A 20990-nucleotide genomic window follows, 5' to 3' on the forward strand; every position below is an offset into this window, starting at 1 on the left:
AACAACAACGCAAACACAACAACCGAGGAATGCCCATGAGTATGTCATCCATACCGTCGTCCTCCCAATCCGGGAAGCTCTATGGCTGGGTCGAAAGAATTGGTAACAAGGTTCCCCATCCTTTTCTGCTCTTTATCTATTTGATTATCGTACTCATGGTGACGACGGCAATTTTGTCGGCCTTTGGCGTCAGTGCGAAAAACCCGACCGATGGTACGCCGGTCGTGGTGAAAAACCTGCTCAGTGTGGAAGGATTACACTGGTTTTTACCCAATGTTATTAAAAACTTTAGCGGTTTTGCTCCACTTGGTGCGATCCTGGCGCTGGTTTTAGGTGCCGGTCTGGCGGAGCGCGTCGGCTTACTGCCAGCACTAATGGTTAAAATGGCATCGCATGTTAATGCCCGCTACGCCAGTTATATGGTGCTGTTTATTGCTTTTTTCAGCCACATTTCTTCCGATGCGGCGTTAGTGATCATGCCACCGATGGGTGCGCTGATTTTTCTGGCGGTGGGCAGGCATCCAGTTGCAGGTTTACTGGCTGCCATTGCAGGCGTAGGTTGCGGCTTTACGGCTAATTTACTGATTGTCACAACCGACGTGTTGCTGTCGGGGATCAGCACGGAAGCGGCAGCTGCGTTCAATCCGCAAATGCACGTCAGTGTAATTGATAACTGGTATTTTATGGCCAGCTCCGTAGTCGTACTGACGATTGTTGGCGGCCTGATAACCGACAAAATCATCGAGCCACGGTTAGGTCAATGGCAGGGAAACAGCGATGAGAAACTGCAGACATTGACCGAAAGTCAGCGTTTTGGTTTACGCATAGCAGGTGTCGTATCGCTACTTTTTATTGCTGCGATTGCGCTGATGGTGATCCCGCAAAACGGGATATTGCGCGATCCGATTAATCACACCGTGATGCCATCACCCTTTATTAAAGGTATCGTGCCACTGATCATTCTTTTTTTCTTTGTTGTCTCGCTGGCTTATGGCATCGCTACCCGCACAATTCGACGTCAGGCGGATTTACCGCATTTAATGATTGAACCGATGAAAGAGATGGCGGGATTTATCGTGATGGTTTTTCCCCTCGCCCAATTTGTCGCCATGTTTAACTGGAGCAACATGGGGAAATTCATCGCCGTGGGGCTGACCGATATACTGGAAAGTTCAGGGCTTAGCGGCATCCCGGCGTTTGTCGGTCTGGCGTTGCTTTCCTCTTTCTTATGCATGTTTATTGCCAGCGGTTCCGCAATCTGGTCGATTCTCGCCCCCATTTTCGTACCAATGTTTATGCTACTTGGCTTTCACCCGGCATTTGCGCAAATCCTCTTTCGTATTGCCGACTCATCCGTATTGCCTTTAGCGCCGGTATCTCCTTTTGTTCCACTGTTTCTTGGATTCCTGCAACGCTACAAACCAGACGCGAAACTGGGTACTTACTATTCGTTAGTCTTGCCCTATCCACTTATCTTTTTGGTGGTATGGCTGCTGATGTTGCTGGCGTGGTATCTTGTCGGTCTGCCGATAGGTCCGGGTATTTACCCACGTTTGTCTTAAGAGAGAACGGATGCTGAGATTACTTGAAGAAAAAATTGCCACGCCACTGGGTCCACTGTGGGTGATTTGCGATGAGCAATTTCGCCTGCGGGCGGTTGAATGGGAAGAGTACAGCGAACGCATGGTGCAGCTGCTGGACATCCATTATCGCAAAGAAGGCTATGAGCGCATTTCTGCCACCAATCCAGGCGGTTTAAGCGACAAGCTTCGTGAATATTTTGCCGGTAATCTTAGCATTATTGATACGCTTCCCACTGCTACGGGGGGGACGCCATTTCAGCGCGAAGTCTGGAAAACACTACGCACTATCCCCTGCGGGCAGGTAATGCATTACGGCCAACTGGCTGAGCAATTGGGCCGTCCTGGCGCGGCGCGTGCCGTTGGTGCGGCAAACGGATCGAATCCCATCAGCATCGTCGTACCTTGCCATCGGGTTATTGGCCGAAACGGCACCATGACCGGATATGCAGGCGGAGTTCAGCGAAAAGAGTGGTTATTGCGCCATGAAGGTTATCTTTTGCTGTAAACATTAAACAATTTGTGCCAGCTTGTTCACACTTTTATGTAAAGTTACCCTTAACAACTTAAGGGTTTTCAAATAGATAGACATATATTTACATCTAATATCGGAATTCTCTGCTGTTAAGGTTTGCTTAGACTTACTTGCTCCCTAAAAAGATGTTAAAATTGACAAATATCAATTACGGCTTGAGCAGACCTATGATCCCGGAAAAGCGAATTATACGGCGCATTCAGTCTGGCGGTTGTGCTATCCATTGCCAGGATTGCAGCATCAGCCAGCTTTGCATCCCGTTCACACTCAACGAACATGAGCTTGATCAGCTTGATAATATCATTGAGCGGAAGAAGCCTATTCAGAAAGGCCAGACGCTGTTTAAGGCTGGTGATGAACTTAAATCGCTTTATGCCATCCGCTCCGGTACGATTAAAAGTTATACCATCACTGAGCAAGGCGACGAGCAAATCACTGGTTTCCATTTAGCAGGCGACCTGGTGGGATTTGACGCCATCGGCAGCGGCCATCACCCGAGCTTCGCGCAGGCGCTGGAAACCTCGATGGTATGTGAAATCCCGTTCGAAACGCTGGACGATTTGTCCGGTAAAATGCCGAATCTGCGTCAGCAGATGATGCGTCTGATGAGCGGTGAAATCAAAGGCGATCAGGACATGATCCTGCTGTTGTCGAAGAAAAATGCCGAGGAACGTCTGGCTGCATTCATCTACAACCTGTCCCGTCGTTTTGCCCAACGCGGCTTCTCCCCTCGTGAATTCCGCCTGACGATGACTCGTGGCGATATCGGTAACTATCTGGGCCTGACGGTAGAAACCATCAGCCGTCTGCTGGGTCGCTTCCAGAAAAGCGGCATGCTGGCAGTCAAAGGTAAATACATCACCATCGAAAATAACGATGCGCTGGCCCAGCTTGCTGGTCATACGCGTAACGTTGCCTGATTTTTCCGCATAACTCACTATCCTTCTGTCATATCATTAAATTTTTCTGATTTATTGATCTGGCAGAAGGTTCATCACTGTTTCATTCACCAGATATGGGTTAATCTTTTAATTACAAACTGCGTTGACAGTTGTTGTAAGGAGACCCTGTATGGCTATGTATCAGAACATGCTCGTTGTTATCGATCCTAACCAGGACGACCAACCAGCATTGCGGCGAGCTGTTTATTTACATCAACGGATTGGTGGCAAAATTAAAGCCTTTTTGCCGATCTATGACTTCTCATACGAAATGACCACCCTGCTCTCCCCGGACGAACGTACCGCTATGCGTCAGGGCGTCATCAGCCAGCGTACAGCCTGGATCCACGAGCAGGCAAAATATTATCTCAATGCTGGCGTTCCCATTGAAATTAAAGTGGTCTGGCATAACCGTCCTTTCGAAGCCATCATTCAGGAAGTGATCAGCGGCGGACACGATTTGGTGCTAAAAATGGCGCACCAACATGACCGTCTGGAAGCGGTGATTTTTACGCCAACGGACTGGCATCTGTTACGCAAATGCCCAAGCCCGGTGTGGATGGTGAAAGACCAGCCGTGGCCGGAAGGAGGCAAGGCGCTGGTGGCGGTGAATCTCGCCAGTGAAGAGCCGTATCATAATGCGCTCAATGAAAAACTGGTCAAAGAGACGATCGAACTGGCAGAACAAGTCAACCATACCGAAGTTCATCTGGTTGGCGCTTATCCGGTAACGCCAATTAATATCGCGATTGAACTGCCGGAATTTGACCCGAGCGTTTATAACGATGCCATTCGTGGGCAACATTTGCTGGCAATGAAAGCCCTGCGGCAGAAATTCGGCATTAATGAAAACATGACGCACGTAGAAAAAGGTCTGCCAGAAGAGGTGATTCCTGATTTGGCGGAGCACTTACAGGCGGGGATTGTGGTTCTGGGCACGGTAGGACGCACCGGTATTTCAGCAGCATTCCTCGGCAACACGGCGGAACAGGTGATTGATCATCTTCGCTGCGACCTGCTGGTCATTAAACCTGACCAGTATCAGACACCCGTTGAACTGGATGACGAAGAAGACGATTAACGACTCTTCAATAACTGACAAGGCCCGAGTTATCGGGCCTATTTTTTACTTACTGCTCTTCGCCGCCAAGGAAATAAATTCCCAACGGGATTGCCAGCAACACAGTAAAGACCAGGCTATAAACAAAAATCATCGATGACTGAATCACATACATTGATGTCGTCCACTCAGACAGCGGAATATTGTACTGTTCTATAACGCCGCCGATGGTCGCGCGAGTCACAACCGACGCCGCAATAATGAAAACCGCCAACAAACCAAAGAGAAATTTCTTCCCTTTCGCTGACTTCAGTTTCGCCATAATCATGATGTAATCCTTGTGCAGACAAATTTCTTGTTACCTAAACGTAACAATACCATGACATTTCACCGTTGTCTGCTCTGAAAACCTCACCTCTTAGCTGGATTTACAATCAACGCATTGATTAGTTAGGGAAGGTGCGAATAAGCGGGGAAATTCTTCTCGGCTGACTCAGTCATTTCATTTCTTCATGTTTGAGCCGATTTTTTCTCCCGTAAATGCCTTGAATCAGCCTATTTAGACCGTTTCTTCGCCATTTAAGGCGTTATCCCCAGTTTTTAGTGAGATCTCTCCCACTGACGTATCATTTGGTCCGCCCGAAACAGGTTGGCCAGCGTGAATAACATCGCCAGTTGGTTATCGTTTTTCAGCAACCCCTTGTATCTGGCTTTCACGAAGCCGAACTGTCGCTTGATGATGCGAAATGGGTGCTCCACCCTGGCCCGGATGCTGGCTTTCATGTATTCGATGTTGATGGCCGTTTTGTTCTTGCGTGGATGCTGTTTCAAGGTTCTTACCTTGCCGGGGCGCTCGGCGATCAGCCAGTCCACATCCACCTCGGCCAGCTCCTCGCGCTGTGGCGCCCCTTGGTAGCCGGCATCGGCTGAGACAAATTGCTCCTCTCCATGCAGCAGATTACCCAGCTGATTGAGGTCATGCTCGTTGGCCGCGGTGGTGACCAGGCTGTGGGTCAGGCCACTCTTGGCATCGACACCAATGTGGGCCTTCATGCCAAAGTGCCACTGATTGCCTTTCTTGGTCTGATGCATCTCCGGATCGCGTTGCTGCTCTTTGTTCTTGGTCGAGCTGGGTGCCTCAATGATGGTGGCATCGACCAAGGTGCCTTGAGTCATCATGACGCCTGCTTCGGCCAGCCAGCGATTGATGGTCTTGAACAATTGGCGGGCCAGTTGATGCTGCTCCAGCAGGTGGCGGAAATTCATGATGGTGGTGCGGTCCGGCAAGGCGCTATCCAGGGATAACCGGGCAAACAGACGCATGGAGGCGATTTCGTACAGAGCATCTTCCATCGCGCCATCGCTCAGGTTGTACCAATGCTGCATGCAGTGAATGCGTAGCATGGTTTCCAGCGGATAAGGTCGCCGGCCATTACCAGCCTTGGGGTAAAACGGCTCGATGACTTCCACCATGTTTTGCCATGGCAGAATCTGCTCCATGCGGGACAAGAAAATCTCTTTTCTGGTCTGACGGCGCTTACTGCTGAATTCACTGTCGGCGAAGGTAAGTTGATGACTCATGATGAACCCTGTTCTATGGCTCCAGATGACAAACATGATCTCATATCAGGGACTTGTTCGCACCTTCCTTAGCTAATGTTGCTACTTCCTTCCCTGACTATTGATGATCTGAATGAATTGTCGCGGTAAAATAGCCCCGCCAGGGGTTTCCGGCATGACGACAATTATCTGGAGGAGCCTGATAAAACAATGATCGCTGAACTGTTTACAAATAATGCGCTTAATCTGGTCATTATTTTCGGTAGCTGCGCAGCATTGATTCTGATGAGCTTTTGGTTTCGCCGTGGAAATCGTAAAAGAAAAGGATTTTTATTCCATGCGGTGCAATTTTTAATCTACACCATAATTATCAGTGCTGTTGGTAGCATTATTAATTATGTTATAGAAAACTATAAACTCAAATTTATCACCCCAGGCGTTATCGATTTTATCTGTACGTCCCTGATTGCGGTTATTCTGACGATTAAGCTATTTCTGCTGATTAATCAGTTTGAAAAACAGCAGATTAAAAAAGGTCGCGATATCACCAGTGCGCGGATTATGTCGCGTATCATCAAAATCACCATTATTGTGGTGCTTGTTCTGCTTTATGGCGAACATTTCGGCATGAGCCTTTCTGGCTTGCTGACCTTTGGTGGTATTGGTGGTCTGGCTGTCGGTATGGCCGGTAAAGATATTCTGAGTAACTTCTTTTCCGGGATTATGCTCTATTTCGACCGTCCTTTCAGTATTGGCGACTGGATCCGTTCACCGGACAGAAATATCGAAGGTACAGTAGCGGAAATTGGCTGGCGAATTACCAAAATTACGACCTTTGATAATCGTCCATTGTACGTACCGAACTCGCTGTTTTCGTCGATCAGCGTAGAAAACCCAGGACGAATGACCAACCGCCGCATTACCACGACCATTGGTTTACGTTATGAGGATGCGGCAAAAGTGGGCGTTATTGTCGAAGCTGTACGTGAGATGCTGAAAAATCACCCGGCCATCGACCAGCGACAAACCTTACTGGTTTATTTCAACCAGTTTGCTGACTCTTCATTGAATATTATGGTTTATTGCTTTACCAAAACCACGGTATGGGCTGAATGGCTTGCTGCACAGCAAGACGTTTATTTGAAGATTATCGATATTGTACAGTCACACGGCGCGGACTTTGCCTTCCCCAGCCAGACGCTGTATATGGATAACATTACACCGCCGGAACAGGGTCGCTAAATCAGACATCACTGGCGTTATGCACAAGGGTAACGCCAGTTCCCATCACATCAATGCTTCACAATATACATAGTCCGACTGTACGCCACATCTTCAGGATTATTAATGGGATAACCTTTCAGCCACGGCTTGATTAATCGTCCATTGGTATATTGATAAATTGGTGCAATCGGTGCTTGCTCCATGAGGATTTTTTCTGCCGCGTTGTAATCGGCATTACGCGCTTTAACGGTATTTTCCGTCGATGCCTGGGCCAGAACTTTGTCATATGCCGGATTGTTAAAGCGTGAAATATTTCCTGAATGCGTTGACGTTAATAATGTCAGGAAAGTGGAGGGTTCATTATAATCCCCCACCCACGAGGCGCGGATAACATCAAAATTGCCGGTGTTACGGCTATCGATATAGGTTTTCCATTCCTGATTTTGCAATTTAACATCTACGCCAAGGTTCTTTTTCCACATCGATGCTACAGCAATCGCAATTTTTTGATGGTTTTCTGAAGTGTTATACAAAAGCGTCAGCTTCAGCGGTTTTTGCGGACCATAACCAGCTGCGCTCAACAAAGTTTTTGCCTGCGCATTCAGTTCTTCCTGACTCATTTGTTCAAACGGCGAAGGTTCCGGCGTAAATCCCGCGGTAACATCTGGTGTAAAATGCCACGCTGGCTTTTCGCCCGTCCCTAATACTTTTTCGGTCATCAGGCGGCGATCTATCGTCATACTTAATGCCAGACGAACGCGCTGATCTGCCGTCGGCCCTTTTTGCGTGTTAAACGCATAATAATAGGTCCCGAGCTGCGGCGGCGTATAAACCTGCCCCGGAATATCCTTCAACAGCTTCTGATACATATTTTTCGGGAAGGATTCGGTGATATCAATATCCCCCGCGAGGTAACGCTTAGTGGCTGCGGATTCCTGATTAATTGGCAGGAAGGTCACTTTTTGCAGTACCGTTTTGGCGTTATCCCAATAATGGGTATTCGGTACCACGACCAGTTTTTCATTGACTACGCGCTCTTTAAGAACATAAGCGCCATTGCCGATCAGATTTCCGGGTTTCGTCCACTCTTTACCGCTTTCTACGTTGGCTTTTTGCACCGGGAAGAAGGCAAAGTTAGCGGTTAAATTCACAAACCACGGCAACGGTTTATCAAGCTGAATTTTCAAAGTATGGGCATCAACTGCGGTGACGCCAAGCTGGTCAGGCGTAGCTTTACCATCAATAATCGCCTGTGCGTTGTTGATTCCCGCCAGCGCGGCAAACCATGCAAATGGCGACAATGTTTTTGGGTCCACCAGACGTTGCCAGCTGTAGACAAAATCTTGCGCCGTTACCGGTGTGCCATCCGCCCATTTTGCGTTATCGCGCAGGGTAAAAGTCCAGATACGGTTGTCATTACTTTTCCACTGAGTCGCAACGCCGGGGACAATCTCCCCTTTTTCGTTCTGATTCACCAGACCTTCAAACAGATCGCGAATGACCTGAATCTCTGGCAGGCCCACGGCTTTAGCGGGATCCAGCGACGCAGGCTCATCTTTAATGTGGCGCACCAGCTCCTGCTTCTCTGCCAGTACTGTGCCGCTCGGAACTTCTGCAGCATACGAAAGAGAAATGCTGCTGACCAACAGCGCACAACACGTGACTGAAACAGAGTGCTTCATAAGTTTCCCTCTAACCGACATTAAAATTGATGCGTAATTATTTGTTTCGCCTTAAAGAAATGCAAACAACTTCCATCAAAAAAGTGACAAAGGAAGCATCAAATGTTTTAAGTATCAATATATCAAATCAGATTTAGTGTAAATAATAGTCTCCAAAATGCGGTAAAGCACATAGAACTCCGAACACTACGTTCGGGCTTCGCACGTTCAAACCCGTTTTCGGTATCATAATCAGCATCTGTCGCCATTGTACGAAGAATAAAAAATGACCAAAACGTTGAAAGGAACTGAGAATACGTTAAGAGAAGAATTAAATTAATGTATCAGCAAGTAGTGCTAAACAGCACCTTTATACTTCAGCCTATCTATAAATAATGAGAATGCCGAGCCAGCATGTCGACGGTGTGGATAGTACAGGTGATAACCGGGTAAATCTGGTGTGAATTTATCCAAAACACGTATCAGTTTTTTTTCTTTAATAGCCCGCTCAACCTGATCATAAGGTAGATACGCCAATCCATGCCCATCAATTGCAGCATCAATGATCAGGTCTATCGTATTCAGTAAAAGCTGACCTTCCATGCGAACACGAACTTCACGTCCACCGCGTATTAATCTCCAGCGATTTGCTGTACCCGATGTGGGAAGATACAAATTAATTGCCTGATGATCTATTAATTGTGACACTGACGTTGGAACACTTCGGCGAGAAAAATAATCCGGTGAGCCAACAATAGCCATTGGTATATCTGGCCCGATTCGAATGGCGATCATATCTTTATCCATCTCCCCACCCAGACGGACGCCTGCATCAAAACGTTCAGAAACGACATCGGTCAAACCATAATCAATGGTGAGCTGAATATCAATTTCAGGATGCGATTTCAGGAATGTGCGCATTGCTGGTAACAATATCGTTTTTGCTGCATGTTCTACAGTAGTAATACGTATTGTCCCGGATGGGCGGTTCTGCAGATCGCTCAGGGATGCCATGGCTGAATCTATGTCATGCAACATAGGGCCAAGAACAGACAAAAGATGCTCGCCCGCTTCAGTTGGAACAACGCTGCGCGTGGTTCGCGTCAGAAGCCGCAATCCCAATCGTTCTTCTATACGACGCACTATCTGGCTTAAAGCTGACTGCGCCATGCTCAGGCGGGCTGCTGCACGAGTGAAGCTACGCTCCTCTGCAACGACGACAAACGCCATCAGATCAGCGATTTCTTCACGCTTCATTCAGTATCTCCATGCAATCTATTAATCATTTAAATGATAGGTCTAATCATGATTTTGGGTCTAATCAACTTAATGATCAATATCTATAGTGATATCACCAACCGTTAAAACGAACCGACAACTCCATGAGGAACGGAATGATGAATAATAAAGTCAGCTTCACTAACAGCAATAATCCAACCATCTCTTTGTCTGCAGTGATCTATTTCCCTCCAAAATTTGATGAAACCCGTCAGTATCAGGCAATTGTGTTATCTCACCCAGGTGGGGGCGTTAAAGAACAAACGGCCGGAACCTATGCCAAAAAACTGGCGGAAAAGGGATTTGTCACTATTGCTTATGACGCATCTTATCAAGGTGAAAGTGGCGGCGAGCCGCGTCAGTTAGAAAACCCATACATTCGTACTGAAGACATCAGTGCCGTGATTGATTACCTGACAACGCTTTCTTATGTCGACAATACCCGAATTGGTGCGATGGGAATTTGTGCCGGTGCAGGATATACAGCCAATGCTGCAATTCAGGATCGCCGCATCAAGGCCATCGGTACCGTTAGTGCGGTCAATATTGGTTCGATATTCCGTAATGGTTGGGAAAACAATGTGAAATCTATTGATGCCCTGCCATACGTTGAAGCGGGTTCAAACGCCAGAACCAGCGATATTAGCAGCGGAGAATACGCCATTATGCCACTGGCACCAATGAAGGAGTCCGATGCGCCGAACGAAGAACTGCGTCAGGCCTGGGAGTATTACCACACCCCTCGCGCGCAGTATCCAACAGCACCGGGTTACGCTACTTTGCGCAGCCTTAACCAGATTATTACCTATGATGCTTACCATATGGCGGAAGTGTACCTGACTCAGCCGACGCAGATTGTGGCGGGCAGCCAGGCAGGGAGCAAATGGATGAGTGACGACCTGTACGATCGAGCATCAAGCCAGGATAAACGCTATCACATTGTTGAAGGCGCAAACCATATGGATCTTTATGACGGCAAAGCCTATGTGGCTGAAGCAATTTCAGTATTAGCTCCGTTCTTTGAGGAAACTCTGTAATGAAACATATTCAAATCCGCAATAGTGATATGGACTGGCATATTGCTGCCAATAATCTGGGATAATTTTCATGAAAAATGTACTGATTCTTGGTGCTGGCGGTCAGATAGCCCGCCATGTGATTAATCAACTGGCAGATAAGCAAACCATTAAACAAACTTTATTTGCCCGTCAGCCAGCAAAAATCCACAAACCCTATCCAACTAATAAAATGCAAACAACTTCCGGCAAAAAAGTGATACAAGATCGATGACATAGCGTTGAAGAAAAGGATTTGATAATCCGCAAAATTTGCACAACACTGCCTGTAATACTTCCTGAACCAGAGACGATCATGACCGTAACCCGCCCACGCGCCGAACGCGGCGCATTTCCGCCCGGAACAGAACATTACGGACGTTCATTATTGGGCGCGCCGTTAATCTGGTTTCCTGCCCCTGCAGCCAGCCGCGAAAGTGGTTTGATTCTGGCTGGCACTCACGGTGATGAAAACTCTTCGGTCGTCACGCTCTCCTGTGCTCTGCGGACGTTGACACCTTCTTTGCGCCGTCATCATGTGGTGCTGTGTGTGAATCCTGACGGCTGCCAGTTGGGGTTACGGGCCAATGCTAATGGTGTGGATTTAAACAGAAACTTTCCGGCGGCGAACTGGAAGGAAGGTGAAACCGTTTATCGCTGGAACAGCGCCGCTGAAGAACGCGATGTCGTATTACTGACAGGTGACAAACCTGGCTCCGAACCTGAAACCCAGGCGCTGTGCCAGCTTATACACCGCATTCAACCTGCCTGGGTGGTCTCATTCCACGATCCACTGGCCTGTATTGAAGATCCCAGACACAGCGAATTAGGCGAATGGCTGGCTCAGGCGTTTGAATTGCCTCTGGTAACCAGCGTCGGTTATGAAACGCCTGGCTCTTTCGGCAGTTGGTGTGCAGATCTGAACTTGCATTGCATCACCGCAGAGTTTCCGCCCATCTCCTCCGACGAAGCCAGCGAAAAATATCTCTTTGCGATGGCAAACTTGCTGCGCTGGCATCCTAAAGATGCAATTCGCCCGTCGTGAACTGAAGCGCCGGTTCCACATCTACCGCCAGCCAGGTCGGTCCGTCAAGATCGGCGAAACTGACCTGCGGCACCAGCGGTAAAGCGGCGCTAATGGCACGAGAGGTACACAACATGCAGCCCAGCATCAGACTGAAACCTTGTGCACGCGCTTCAGTCGCCAGCGCCAGCGCTTCCGTCAGACCCCCGGTTTTATCGAGCTTAATATTAACCATCTCATAGCGCCCTTTCAGCGCCTTCAAATTGCTACGAGTATGACAACTTTCATCAGCACAAATCGGCAACGGATGAATAAAATTCTCCAGCGCCGCATCGTCCTGCGCAGGAAGCGGTTGTTCAAGCATCGCAACGCCTAAATCCGCCAATAGCTGGCAACGCGCCGCCAACCCTTCTGCACGCCAGGATTCATTTGCATCAACGATCAGCGTCGCATCGGGCACAGCTGTGCGAATTGCCACCATCCGCTCACTGATAAGATGGTTATCCAGCTTCACTTTCAGTAATTTCGCGCCTGCCTGCCAGAGTGTTGATGCACTATTGGCCATCTGATCAGGCGTACCGATGACAACCGTCTGTGCAGTGATAACTGTCTCGGGAAGCGTTATGCCGATCAAATCAGCCAGCGATTGCTGCTGTCTTCGCGCGGCCAGATCCCACAATGCACAATCCAGCGCATTACGTGCTGCGCCGGCAGGGAGAATTTTTTGCAACTCCTCCCGTGTCAGCCCTTTCTCTAGTTGCGGCACGACGCTCATAATTTGCGCCATTACCGAGGCATCACTTTCCCCATAACGCGGATACGGCGTGCATTCGCCGGTGCCTTTAATACCCTCTTCTTCCAGTTCAACCACCACCACGCGCGCTTCACTGCGACTTCCCCGGGCAATCACAAACGGGGTATGTAAGGGCCAGGCTTCCTCGAATACCTTAACGGTTCTCATCTTTACTCCTTGTTGTCGCGGTGGTCTGCGGATTAAGCGCAAATAGCGTTTGCTGTGTTATTGACAGTTAGCATAAACTAGGTGTGACGTTAACTATATGTAAACAGGAAAGATAATCATGTCACAAACCGTTCATTTCCAGGGCAACCCGGTTACAGTCGCCAATTCCATCCCGCAGGCGGGTAGCAAAGCGCAGACTTTTACTCTCGTGGCAAAAGATCTGTCTGACGTCACCCTCGGTCAGTTTGCGGGTAAACGCAAAGTGCTGAACATTTTCCCGAGTATTGATACCGGTGTTTGCGCCGCATCAGTACGTAAGTTTAACCAACTGGCAACTGAGATCGACAACACCGTTGTGCTGTGTATCTCTGCCGATCTGCCGTTCGCCCAGTCTCGTTTCTGCGGCGCAGAAGGTCTGAACAACGTTATCACCCTCTCCACTTTCCGTAACGCTGAATTTCTGCAAGCTTACGGTGTGGCAATTGCTGATGGCCCACTGAAAGGTCTGGCAGCGCGTGCCGTTGTGGTTATTGACGAAAATGACAATGTGATTTTCAGCCAGCTGGTGGATGAAATCACCACCGAGCCGGATTACGAAGCAGCTCTGGCTGTACTGAAAGCATAATTTAATATGCCTGATGGTGTTGCACCATCAGGCATATTCGCGCTTACTCTTCGTTCTTCTTCTGACTCAGACCATATTCCCGCAACTTATTGGCAATCGCGGTATGTGAAACGCCGAGACGTTTTGCCAGTTTGCGCGTGCTGGGATAATTGCGATAAAGCTGGGTTAATACCGAGCGTTCAAAACGGCTGGTGATTTCGTCCAGCGAACCTTCCATCGCATCTTCGCCCACGGCTACCGTTGCGGCGTCATAATCCGGCAACAAAATATCCTGTGGACGCAGCTCATAACCGTCCAGTTGTGTCAGTGCGCGATAGATAGCGTTCTTTAACTGCCGCACATTTCCCGGCCACGCATAACGCGTAAGTACAGTATTCAGGTCAGCGGCCAGTTTCGGACGCGGCACGCCCTGCTCGTCGGCAAAGCGGGCGACGAACAGCTCAGTTAACGGCATGATGTCCTGCGGACAGTCACGTAGCGGCGGCAGATTGAGCGTCAACACGTTCAGACGATAATAGAGATCTTCACGGAACATGCCTTTTTGCACCAGTTCGACCAGATTCTTCTGCGTAGCGCAAATCACCCGCACATCGACATGCACCTCATGGTCTTCGCCAACCCGACGGAAAGTGCCATCATTAAGGAAACGCAGTAATTTCGCCTGCATCCGTGGTGACATTTCCCCTATTTCATCCAACAGCACCGAACCACCGTTCGCCTGCTCAAAGAATCCTTTCTTCCCTTCCGGAGCATGACCAAACAGTTCACTCTCGACCGCATCTTCCGGTATAGACGCACAGTTCAGCGCCAGGTAAGGTTTGCCCGCTCTGGGGCTTGCCTGATGGCAGGCGTAGGCAAAGAGATCTTTACCTGTACCTGTGTCACCCGTAATCAGCAGCGGCGCGCTTAGCATCGCCAGTTTCTGCGCCTGTTCGACAACATGCTTCATTTTCGGGCTGACGGCGACAATTTGACTGAAGGCGCTGACGTCCTGGGCGGCGACATTTTGCAACTGGCGGCCCATACGAATCGTTGATCGCAACATCACCACCGCACCGGTCAGGACGTGTTGATCATTTTCATCCTGAAGATAAACAGGCGTAATCTCCATCAGGAAATTCTGCCCATTAATAACGACATGCTCGTTATGCGAATCTTGCGGTTCGCTTTCCAGCCAACGTAAAAAATTAAAGCCGTTAATCAATTGTGCGGCGGTATGGTTGCGCAGGCGATCCAATTTTTGCCCAAAAAGCTGACAGCTCGCCGGGTTCGCCATATCCACTTTGCTTTTCATATCGACAGAGAGCACAGGTTCAGGCAACGCCTCCAGTAACGCGCTCAACGCCAGATGCTCACGTTCGGAAGGCATCCACGGGACAGTACGCACATCGGTAACACCCGCAATACGGCGTATTTCGGCCATCAGACTGCTGAAACTCTCAAACTCCAGTTCAGCAAAATTGAGGTAGATTCGCCCAATGGGATCAATCTCAATACCGCGTAAATCAATGCCTCTTAGCACGAGTAGATCGAGTAATTCGCGGGTCAGACCGAGTCGGTCTTCACAAAAGACTTCCAGACGCATGGGAACCTTCACCTGAAAAAAGAACAATTAATATGATGATATGACACTATTTGGATAGCAGGAAGGTTTCTGTCAACAATCATTGACACAAAGACGGAAAAACGGGCACTTCGGCGTAAAGATATCCGGTCAGCACCCGATATTGCATTATTTTTCGCTGGGCGTTTTGCCTTTTTGCAGCGTTTCTTTCACCTGACCGATAAGCTGACGACGGAAATCCCCGAGGCGAGGTTTGTCATCGTCAATCCACGGCAGCGGGCGGCAAAGCTCCATAGCTTTAATCCCGAGTCGTGCCGTCAGAAGTCCTGCACCAATCCCCTGAGCTGCGCGGGTAGACAAACGAGCAGCGAGATCTTGCGACATCCAGTCCATCCCCACTTCGCGCACCAGTTCGCTGGCTCCGGCAAAAGCGATATTCAGCAATACCAGCTTAAACAGACGCAAACGGCTGTAATACCCCAGTTCAATGCCATACAGCGTGGCGATGCGATTAATTAAACGCAGATTGCGCCAGGCGATAAACGCCATATCGACCAACGCCAGCGGGCTGACCGCAATCATCAACGTTGATTCCGCCGCCGAACGGCTGATTTCGCGCCGCGCCTGGGCATCTAAAACTGGCTGGACCAAATGCGCATACAGGCTGACCACTTCACGGTCGTTTTGCGTTTCATGGATTGAGGCATACCAGCGTTGCAGCGCCGGATGCGACTGATCAATACCCGCCTGCTGCGCCAGTTTTTCGCAAAATGCGCGGCCTTTGCCCGTGCCGTGGCTATGCAATAAATCACGCGCTTCGTCGCGTTCATGGGCGCGCTGTCGCAAGCGCCATAAGCGCCGCCACTCTGTTACCACAGAACCTACGCCAGCGCCGATAATCAATGCCCCAGCGGCACATCCACCCAGCGCCACCCAGTCCTGGGTTTGCCAGGCATTCATTGTCCACTGTACACCCTGCCCGACAACGCTTGCGCCAAACAGAGCCAGCCCTCCCATCACCATTTTGCGCCACAGGCTGCGTTTCGGACGTAACGCTGCGTCCATTACCGCTTCGACTTGCCCCTCTTCTTCCTGCGCTTCGTCGAGCGTGGCCGGGGCAAAATTTTGCGCCTGATTTTCGTCAAAGGTCTGCTGCGCCCTGAATTTAGGATTCTGATCGACCTCCAGAGGACCGTCGAAATCAATACGTGGTTTTAACGGTTCGGTCATCGCAATTTATCTCCTATTAAAAATTCCAGCGCAGCATCAAGACGAATATGCGGTAGTGGTTTGTCGACATCCATCACCTGCGGACGAAATGCCTCAAACTGGAAGCCTTGCTTATCCCAGAACGCCTGACCAGGCAAACGTGCGGGAACTTCGCCAGGATAAACAGTGAGCGGTGCGCCATCGCTAAGTCGATTACCACGCAGCGCCGGGATTTTCTCACCGTTAACATCAATAATGCCGCTGGTGGTCGCCTGAACTGACGCCAGCCCCAGGCAGTCCATGCTGATCCCTTCGAACGCCGCATTTTGCCAGGCATCCTGAATCAGTTGTTGCAGTAATGAAACCATATTAGCGTGCTGATCGATGGTCACATGGTCCGCTTTAGTGGCAGCAAACAATAGCTTATCGATAACCGGCGAAAACAAACGCCGGAACAGGGTACGCTGCCCGTAGTGAAAACTTTGCATCAGCTGCGTCAGTGCCAGACGCATATCATTAAATGCCTGTGGCCCACTGTTGAGAGGTTGCAGGCAATCCACCAGCACAATCTGGCGGTCAAAGCGCAGAAAATGATTCTTATAGAACCCCTTCACCACCTTCTCGCAGTAATAATTAAAGCGCTCGCGCAGCATTCCGGCATTGGTATGCTTATCGGCCTGCGCCAGTTTGGACTCGCCCCAGGTATCGACATCCGGCCACGGGAAGAATTGCAGCGCGGGCGCACCTGCCATATCTCCCGGCAAGACAAAGCGCCCAGGCTGAATAAAGTGCAGCCCCTGCTCTTTACAGTGGTGGAGATAATCGGTCCACGCGGCGGCAATGTCCGCCAGCCGGTTTTCGTCGGCAGGCGCTAGCGGGTCCAGCCCTTCGCTCATCATTCGCCATTTCGCCGACCATTCTCCGCGCTGACCATTGAGTAAGCCCGTCATCTGGCGCGACCAGCTTAAATAGTCCTGCGCCAGCATCGGCAGGTCGAGCAACCATTCGCCGGGATAATCCACAATTTCCAGATACAGCGTGGAGGTATCCTTAAAGTGGCGTAGCAGCGAATCATTCGATTTAAAACGTAGCGCCAGGCGGATTTCACTGACGCCGCGCGTTGGCGTTGGCCAGGCGGGTGGATCGCCATATAACTGCGCCAGCCCTTCGTCATAGGTGAAGCGCGGAATGCCAAAGTCACGCTGGGGAATGCGTTTCACGCCCAGCAGGCGCTCTTCACGCACCGCACTTAACAGCGGCAAACGTGCTCCGGCGTGAATATTAAGCAACTGATTAACCATCGCGGTGATAAACGCTGTTTTGCCGCTGCGGCTAAGTCCGGTTACAGCGAGGCGCAGATGTCTGTCGACACCCCGATTCACCAGCGCATTGAGTTCATTTTTAAGTCGCTTCATTGCTGTCCTGTGCTGCTCTGAAGACCAGAAAAAAAATCATTCGTAAGGATATGAATGTGGGGGCCAGGCCATTGATTATCAACTGCCCGTGTTGTCATCGACCGGCGAACTCCATAAGATGTGCAGCATTCACGTTCGGACGGAGTTCCTGACCTATGTCCCCTACTATTTATGATATTGCCAGGGTTGCAGGCGTATCAAAATCCACCGTATCACGCGTGCTGAATAAGCAAACTAATATCTCCCCGGAAGCGCGCGAAAAAGTGTTACGGGCCATTGAAGAATTACAGTATCAGCCAAACAAGCTGGCCCGCGCGCTGACCTCTTCGGGTTTTGATGCCATTATGGTGATTTCTACCCGTTCGACCAAAACTACGGCGGGTAATCCGTTTTTCTCTGAAGTTTTGCATGCCATCACCGCCAAAGCTGAAGAAGAAGGTTTCGACGTGATATTACAAACGTCGCACAATCCGGCAGAAGATCTGCAAAAATGCGAAAGCAAAATTAAGCAGAAAATGATTAAAGGCATTATTATGCTCAGTTCGCCAGCGGATGAGTCATTTTTTGCCCAACTCGATAAATATGATATTCCGGTGGTGGTGATTGGCAAAGTTGAAGGTCAATATGCCCATGTTTATTCTGTCGATACCGATAATTTTGGCGACAGCATTGCGTTGACCGATGCATTAATTGAAAGTGGGCATCAAAATATTGCCTGCCTGCATGCTCCGCTTGATGTCCATGTTTCGGTTGATCGCGTTAATGGTTATAAGCAGAGCCTGGCTGCGCATAATATTGCAGTGCGTGATGAATGGATTGTTGATGGCGGTTATACCCATGAAACTGCATTAAAAGCAGCACGGCAATTATTAAGCCAGTCACCGTTGCCTGAGGCGGTGTTTGCCACTGACAGCCTGAAATTAATGAGCATTTATCGTGCGGCAGCAGAGAAAAATATTGCTATTCCGCAGCAGTTAGCGGTGGTGGGTTATAGCAATGAAACGCTGTCATTTATTTTAACGCCTGCACCGGGCGGCATCGATGTTCCGACGCAGGAGTTAGGTCAACAAAGCTGCGAGTTATTATTCCGCTTAATTTCTGGAAAACCGTCACCACAGAATATTACCGTTGCCACGCATATGACGCTGAAATAAATACCAGCTACCTTGCCTGAATGCCAGATGCGATGCTAGCGCATCTTATCCGGCCTACATTTATAGATCGGATAAAGTACTCGCGCCGCATCCGGCAATTTAGCCCATTATCAGAACGAGTAATTTACGCCGACACCTGCATAATGGAATTTATCACTGTCGCCTTCGTCGTGATCCTGCCACTCAAACGCGTATTCCAGCGAAACGGAAAGTCCGTTCTGGAAATCATAACCGTAAAATAAACCTACACGGTTAAAATCATGGCCTTCACGTTCAATATCATCCTGCCAGTCCCAGTTACTCCAGCGATCCAGCCCAATGCGCGTATACGGCGTCACCGAGTGGTTGCCGAGCGTCAGCGGCAAATAGGCGCGAATTTCTTGCGTGGAAAACTCACCGTTATTGCGGCTGTCGTCCATATTGAAGCCGCGCTCGAGATAATAGTTCACTCGCAAGGCAACCGTTTCGTTGAAGGTATATTGCAGACCTGTTTCCGTTTCGACACGGGTATCAGCGTAACCGGTAGTGTTCAGATCGTTGGCAAATTTATACATCGACAACCAACCGTTGAAACGTAAATCGTCAGTCAGTTTCACATCCCAGTCTGGCGCGATTTTCCAGCGCTGCATATTCGCCGTGTCTTTACCCGGTTCATCAACGTAGTGATAACCATAATTACGGAAACCGCCGGTCAGGCCGAAACTGAAATCATCGTTTTCGAGGAACTGATAATGCACCTCCAGCTCCGGGCGATCAAACCACGTTCCACGTTTACCCGCGCTATAATCTACCGGCCCTTCCTGATAATAGGCCAGAGCAATTCTCCACGGCCCGTTGGCGGCATTAAAATAGACTGAAGGCTCCGCCAGCCCATCCATATCTTCGCCATAACCCTCGACGTTTTCTATTTCGTACATCGCGCCGATATTAAAGTGCCAGTCGTTCCTTTCCTCGGCCTGTGCGCAGGCCATTCCCGCACACATCACCAGTGCGGTACAGGGTAATAACTTTTTCATTATTGTTCCTTGTATTATCCTGGGGGAATGCCTTCCCCCTGTATTTAGCGAATTGCTATTTCCGTTTCTGCATCAAAGAAATGACATTTCGTCATATCAAAATGAATAGTGATATTTTCTCCTGCATGATAATCATTTAACGCACCAGCACGGACCACTAACTCGTGCCCCCAACCGTGGTGTAGAGCATAAATTCCGCACCGGTTAATTCTGCCACGCTAATTTTGGCGGAAATGTTATTTTCCTCTTGCGCGTCCGGATGAATATCTTCCGGTCGTATTCCCATCACGATGGGCTTATGCAAACTTTCCTGTGTTTTCAGAACCGCTAATTTCTCTTCGGGAATGGTTAATTTAAGCGTTTCCGTAACGAATTTATCGCCATCGATCGTGCCGCGAATAAAATTCATCGCTGGTGATCCAATAAATCCGGAAACAAACATATTCGCGGGTTGGTTATAAACGGTTTTCGGCGCACCTACTTGCTGAACAATCCCGTCTTTCATAATCACAATCCGCGTCGCCATGGTCATCGCTTCGGTCTGATCGTGGGTCACGTAGATCATGGTGGTGTTCAGTTTCTGATGCAGCTTGCTGATCTCTGCGCGCATTTGCACGCGCAGCTTGGCATCAAGGTTAGAGAGCGGTTCATCCATTAAAAACACGCCCGCTTCGCGTACAATCGCCCGCCCAAGCGCCACTCGCTGACGTTGCCCGCCGGAAAGCGCCCCCGGCTTACGTTTCAGGTACTCACGCAGGCCGAGAATTTGCGCCGCCCAGTTCACCCGCTCATCAATCACCTCTTTGGCGATTTTTTGCATCTTCAGACCAAACGCCATGTTGTCGTAAACCGTCATATGCGGATACAACGCGTAGTTCTGGAACACCATCGCTATATTGCGTGCTTTGGCTGGAACGTCATTCATTCGTTTGCCGTCGATCAACAGATCGCCGCCGCTGATCTCCTCAAGCCCGGCAATCATGCGCAGGGTGGTCGACTTACCGCAGCCCGACGGGCCGACAAACACGATGAACTCTTTATCGGCAATTTCCAGGTTGAAGTCCTTCACCACATGCACCTGGTTATCGTAGATTTTTTGAATATGTTGTAACGAAAGCTGAGCCATGT

At 49.4% G+C, this 20990-nt stretch carries 18 protein-coding genes and 2 pseudogenes; 10 read left to right on the top strand and 10 right to left on the bottom strand.

The features are described 5' to 3' along the window. Nucleotides 1-35 precede the first annotated feature (35 nt). The 4 genes from abgT (at nt 36) to uspE (ending at nt 4137) form a co-directional block, all read left to right on the top strand. A complete protein-coding gene (abgT, locus tag KXD89_RS11970) occupies nt 36-1562 on the top strand; it encodes a p-aminobenzoyl-glutamate transporter (protein ID WP_000062973.1) in 1527 nt (508 codons plus the stop codon). A gap of 10 nt (nt 1563-1572) precedes the next feature. Next, nucleotides 1573-2088 carry a methylated-DNA--[protein]-cysteine S-methyltransferase gene (gene ogt / locus KXD89_RS11975; RefSeq protein WP_000945011.1) on the top strand — a complete coding sequence of 172 codons (516 nt, stop codon included), beginning with the start codon at nt 1573-1575 and terminating at the stop codon, nt 2086-2088. 194 nt (nt 2089-2282) lie between these two features. Beyond that, the gene (gene fnr / locus KXD89_RS11980; protein ID WP_000611911.1) at nt 2283-3035 is read left to right on the top strand and encodes a fumarate/nitrate reduction transcriptional regulator Fnr; all 753 of its coding nucleotides are present in this window, start codon (nt 2283-2285) and stop codon (nt 3033-3035) included. Nucleotides 3036-3186: 151 nt separating this feature from the next. Then, entirely contained in the window at nt 3187-4137 is a 951-nt protein-coding gene (uspE, locus tag KXD89_RS11985) for a universal stress protein UspE (RefSeq protein WP_001262123.1), read from the top strand. Between the two features lie 49 nt (nt 4138-4186). Here uspE and KXD89_RS11990 read toward each other — a convergent pair whose 3' ends face one another. Together KXD89_RS11990 and KXD89_RS11995 are read right to left on the bottom strand one after the other, a co-directional pair. Next, entirely contained in the window at nt 4187-4444 is a 258-nt protein-coding gene (locus tag KXD89_RS11990; protein ID WP_000605090.1) for a DUF2534 family protein, read from the bottom strand. A 272-nt stretch (nt 4445-4716) separates the two neighbouring features. After that, entirely contained in the window at nt 4717-5697 is a 981-nt protein-coding gene (locus KXD89_RS11995) for an IS5-like element IS5 family transposase (protein WP_000019403.1), read from the bottom strand. A gap of 189 nt (nt 5698-5886) precedes the next feature. On the opposite strand from KXD89_RS11995, the gene ynaI reads away from it, so the two are divergent. After that, nucleotides 5887-6918, top strand: a complete 1032-nt coding sequence (ynaI, locus tag KXD89_RS12000) for a low conductance mechanosensitive channel YnaI (RefSeq protein WP_000559900.1) — start codon at nt 5887-5889, stop codon at nt 6916-6918. Between the two features lie 50 nt (nt 6919-6968). Here ynaI and mppA read toward each other — a convergent pair whose 3' ends face one another. Beyond that, nucleotides 6969-8582 carry a murein tripeptide ABC transporter substrate-binding protein MppA gene (gene mppA, locus KXD89_RS12005; protein WP_000683020.1) on the bottom strand — a complete coding sequence of 538 codons (1614 nt, stop codon included), beginning with the start codon at nt 8580-8582 and terminating at the stop codon, nt 6969-6971. A 336-nt stretch (nt 8583-8918) separates the two neighbouring features. Next, nucleotides 8919-9818, bottom strand: a complete 900-nt coding sequence (pgrR, locus tag KXD89_RS12010; protein ID WP_000817708.1) for a DNA-binding transcriptional regulator PgrR — start codon at nt 9816-9818, stop codon at nt 8919-8921. Nucleotides 9819-9955: 137 nt separating this feature from the next. Between pgrR and KXD89_RS12015 the strand changes: the two genes are divergently transcribed. From KXD89_RS12015 to mpaA, 3 genes and pseudogenes are all read left to right on the top strand, one after another. Beyond that, nucleotides 9956-10876, top strand: a complete 921-nt coding sequence (locus tag KXD89_RS12015; RefSeq protein ID WP_001300523.1) for an alpha/beta hydrolase — start codon at nt 9956-9958, stop codon at nt 10874-10876. Between the two features lie 70 nt (nt 10877-10946). Next, nucleotides 10947-11084, top strand: a pseudogene (locus KXD89_RS12020) (NAD-dependent dehydratase); the annotation flags it as partial. 126 nt (nt 11085-11210) lie between these two features. Continuing rightward, nucleotides 11211-11939, top strand: coding sequence for a murein tripeptide amidase MpaA (gene mpaA, locus KXD89_RS12025; RefSeq protein ID WP_000219122.1), 729 nt, complete (start codon nt 11211-11213; stop codon nt 11937-11939). On the opposite strand, the gene ycjG is transcribed toward mpaA, so the two are convergent. Beyond that, nucleotides 11914-12879, bottom strand: coding sequence for an L-Ala-D/L-Glu epimerase (ycjG, locus tag KXD89_RS12030; RefSeq protein ID WP_001261211.1), 966 nt, complete (start codon nt 12877-12879; stop codon nt 11914-11916). The genes mpaA and ycjG overlap by 26 nt on opposite strands. 118 nt (nt 12880-12997) lie before the next feature. Here ycjG and tpx point away from each other — a divergent pair, with 118 nt between their 5' ends. Then, the gene (tpx, locus tag KXD89_RS12035) at nt 12998-13504 is read left to right on the top strand and encodes a thiol peroxidase (RefSeq protein ID WP_000084387.1); all 507 of its coding nucleotides are present in this window, start codon (nt 12998-13000) and stop codon (nt 13502-13504) included. 43 nt (nt 13505-13547) lie between these two features. On the opposite strand, the gene tyrR is transcribed toward tpx, so the two are convergent. The 3 genes from tyrR to KXD89_RS12050 form a co-directional block, all read right to left on the bottom strand. Further along, complete coding sequence (tyrR, locus tag KXD89_RS12040; RefSeq protein ID WP_001300658.1) at nt 13548-15089, bottom strand: transcriptional regulator TyrR; 1542 nt, start codon at nt 15087-15089, stop codon at nt 13548-13550. A 147-nt stretch (nt 15090-15236) separates the two neighbouring features. Next, nucleotides 15237-16298, bottom strand: coding sequence for a YcjF family protein (locus KXD89_RS12045; RefSeq protein ID WP_000138728.1), 1062 nt, complete (start codon nt 16296-16298; stop codon nt 15237-15239). Beyond that, a complete protein-coding gene (locus KXD89_RS12050) occupies nt 16295-17692 on the bottom strand; it encodes a YcjX family protein (protein ID WP_000825775.1) in 1398 nt (465 codons plus the stop codon). Before KXD89_RS12050 ends, KXD89_RS12045 begins: the two co-directional genes overlap by 4 nt. 155 nt (nt 17693-17847) lie before the next feature. Here KXD89_RS12050 and KXD89_RS12055 point away from each other — a divergent pair, with 155 nt between their 5' ends. After that, nucleotides 17848-18846 (top strand): LacI family DNA-binding transcriptional regulator, encoded by a 999-nt coding sequence (locus KXD89_RS12055; protein ID WP_000075375.1) that lies wholly within the window; start codon nt 17848-17850, stop codon nt 18844-18846. Between the two features lie 110 nt (nt 18847-18956). Here KXD89_RS12055 and ompG read toward each other — a convergent pair whose 3' ends face one another. After that, nucleotides 18957-19862: a monomeric porin OmpG gene (gene ompG, locus KXD89_RS12060; protein WP_000735257.1), complete on the bottom strand. Its 906-nt coding sequence runs from the start codon at nt 19860-19862 to the stop codon at nt 18957-18959. Nucleotides 19863-19906: 44 nt separating this feature from the next. After that, nucleotides 19907-20988: pseudogene (locus tag KXD89_RS12065) on the bottom strand (ABC transporter ATP-binding protein). Between the last annotated feature and the right edge of the window lie 2 nt (nt 20989-20990).

The organism is Escherichia sp. TC-EC600-tetX4, from assembly GCF_019356055.1.
Lineage (GTDB): Bacteria > Pseudomonadota > Gammaproteobacteria > Enterobacterales > Enterobacteriaceae.

Excerpts from the sequence above, each read along its gene's own strand:
- abgT (WP_000062973.1), top strand. The coding sequence starts at position 36 with ATGAGTATGTCATCCATACCGTCGTCCTCCCAATCCGGGAAGCTCTAT.
- ogt (WP_000945011.1), top strand. The coding sequence starts at position 1,573 with ATGCTGAGATTACTTGAAGAAAAAATTGCCACGCCACTGGGTCCACTG.
- fnr (WP_000611911.1), top strand. The coding sequence starts at position 2,283 with ATGATCCCGGAAAAGCGAATTATACGGCGCATTCAGTCTGGCGGTTGT.
- uspE (WP_001262123.1), top strand. The coding sequence starts at position 3,187 with ATGGCTATGTATCAGAACATGCTCGTTGTTATCGATCCTAACCAGGAC.
- KXD89_RS11990 (WP_000605090.1), bottom strand. The coding sequence starts at position 4,444 with ATGATTATGGCGAAACTGAAGTCAGCGAAAGGGAAGAAATTTCTCTTT.
- KXD89_RS11995 (WP_000019403.1), bottom strand. The coding sequence starts at position 5,697 with ATGAGTCATCAACTTACCTTCGCCGACAGTGAATTCAGCAGTAAGCGC.
- ynaI (WP_000559900.1), top strand. The coding sequence starts at position 5,887 with ATGATCGCTGAACTGTTTACAAATAATGCGCTTAATCTGGTCATTATT.
- mppA (WP_000683020.1), bottom strand. The coding sequence starts at position 8,582 with ATGAAGCACTCTGTTTCAGTCACGTGTTGTGCGCTGTTGGTCAGCAGC.
- pgrR (WP_000817708.1), bottom strand. The coding sequence starts at position 9,818 with ATGAAGCGTGAAGAAATCGCTGATCTGATGGCGTTTGTCGTCGTTGCA.
- KXD89_RS12015 (WP_001300523.1), top strand. The coding sequence starts at position 9,956 with ATGATGAATAATAAAGTCAGCTTCACTAACAGCAATAATCCAACCATC.
- mpaA (WP_000219122.1), top strand. The coding sequence starts at position 11,211 with ATGACCGTAACCCGCCCACGCGCCGAACGCGGCGCATTTCCGCCCGGA.
- ycjG (WP_001261211.1), bottom strand. The coding sequence starts at position 12,879 with ATGAGAACCGTTAAGGTATTCGAGGAAGCCTGGCCCTTACATACCCCG.
- tpx (WP_000084387.1), top strand. The coding sequence starts at position 12,998 with ATGTCACAAACCGTTCATTTCCAGGGCAACCCGGTTACAGTCGCCAAT.
- tyrR (WP_001300658.1), bottom strand. The coding sequence starts at position 15,089 with ATGCGTCTGGAAGTCTTTTGTGAAGACCGACTCGGTCTGACCCGCGAA.
- KXD89_RS12045 (WP_000138728.1), bottom strand. The coding sequence starts at position 16,298 with ATGACCGAACCGTTAAAACCACGTATTGATTTCGACGGTCCTCTGGAG.
- KXD89_RS12050 (WP_000825775.1), bottom strand. The coding sequence starts at position 17,692 with ATGAAGCGACTTAAAAATGAACTCAATGCGCTGGTGAATCGGGGTGTC.
- KXD89_RS12055 (WP_000075375.1), top strand. The coding sequence starts at position 17,848 with ATGTCCCCTACTATTTATGATATTGCCAGGGTTGCAGGCGTATCAAAA.
- ompG (WP_000735257.1), bottom strand. The coding sequence starts at position 19,862 with ATGAAAAAGTTATTACCCTGTACCGCACTGGTGATGTGTGCGGGAATG.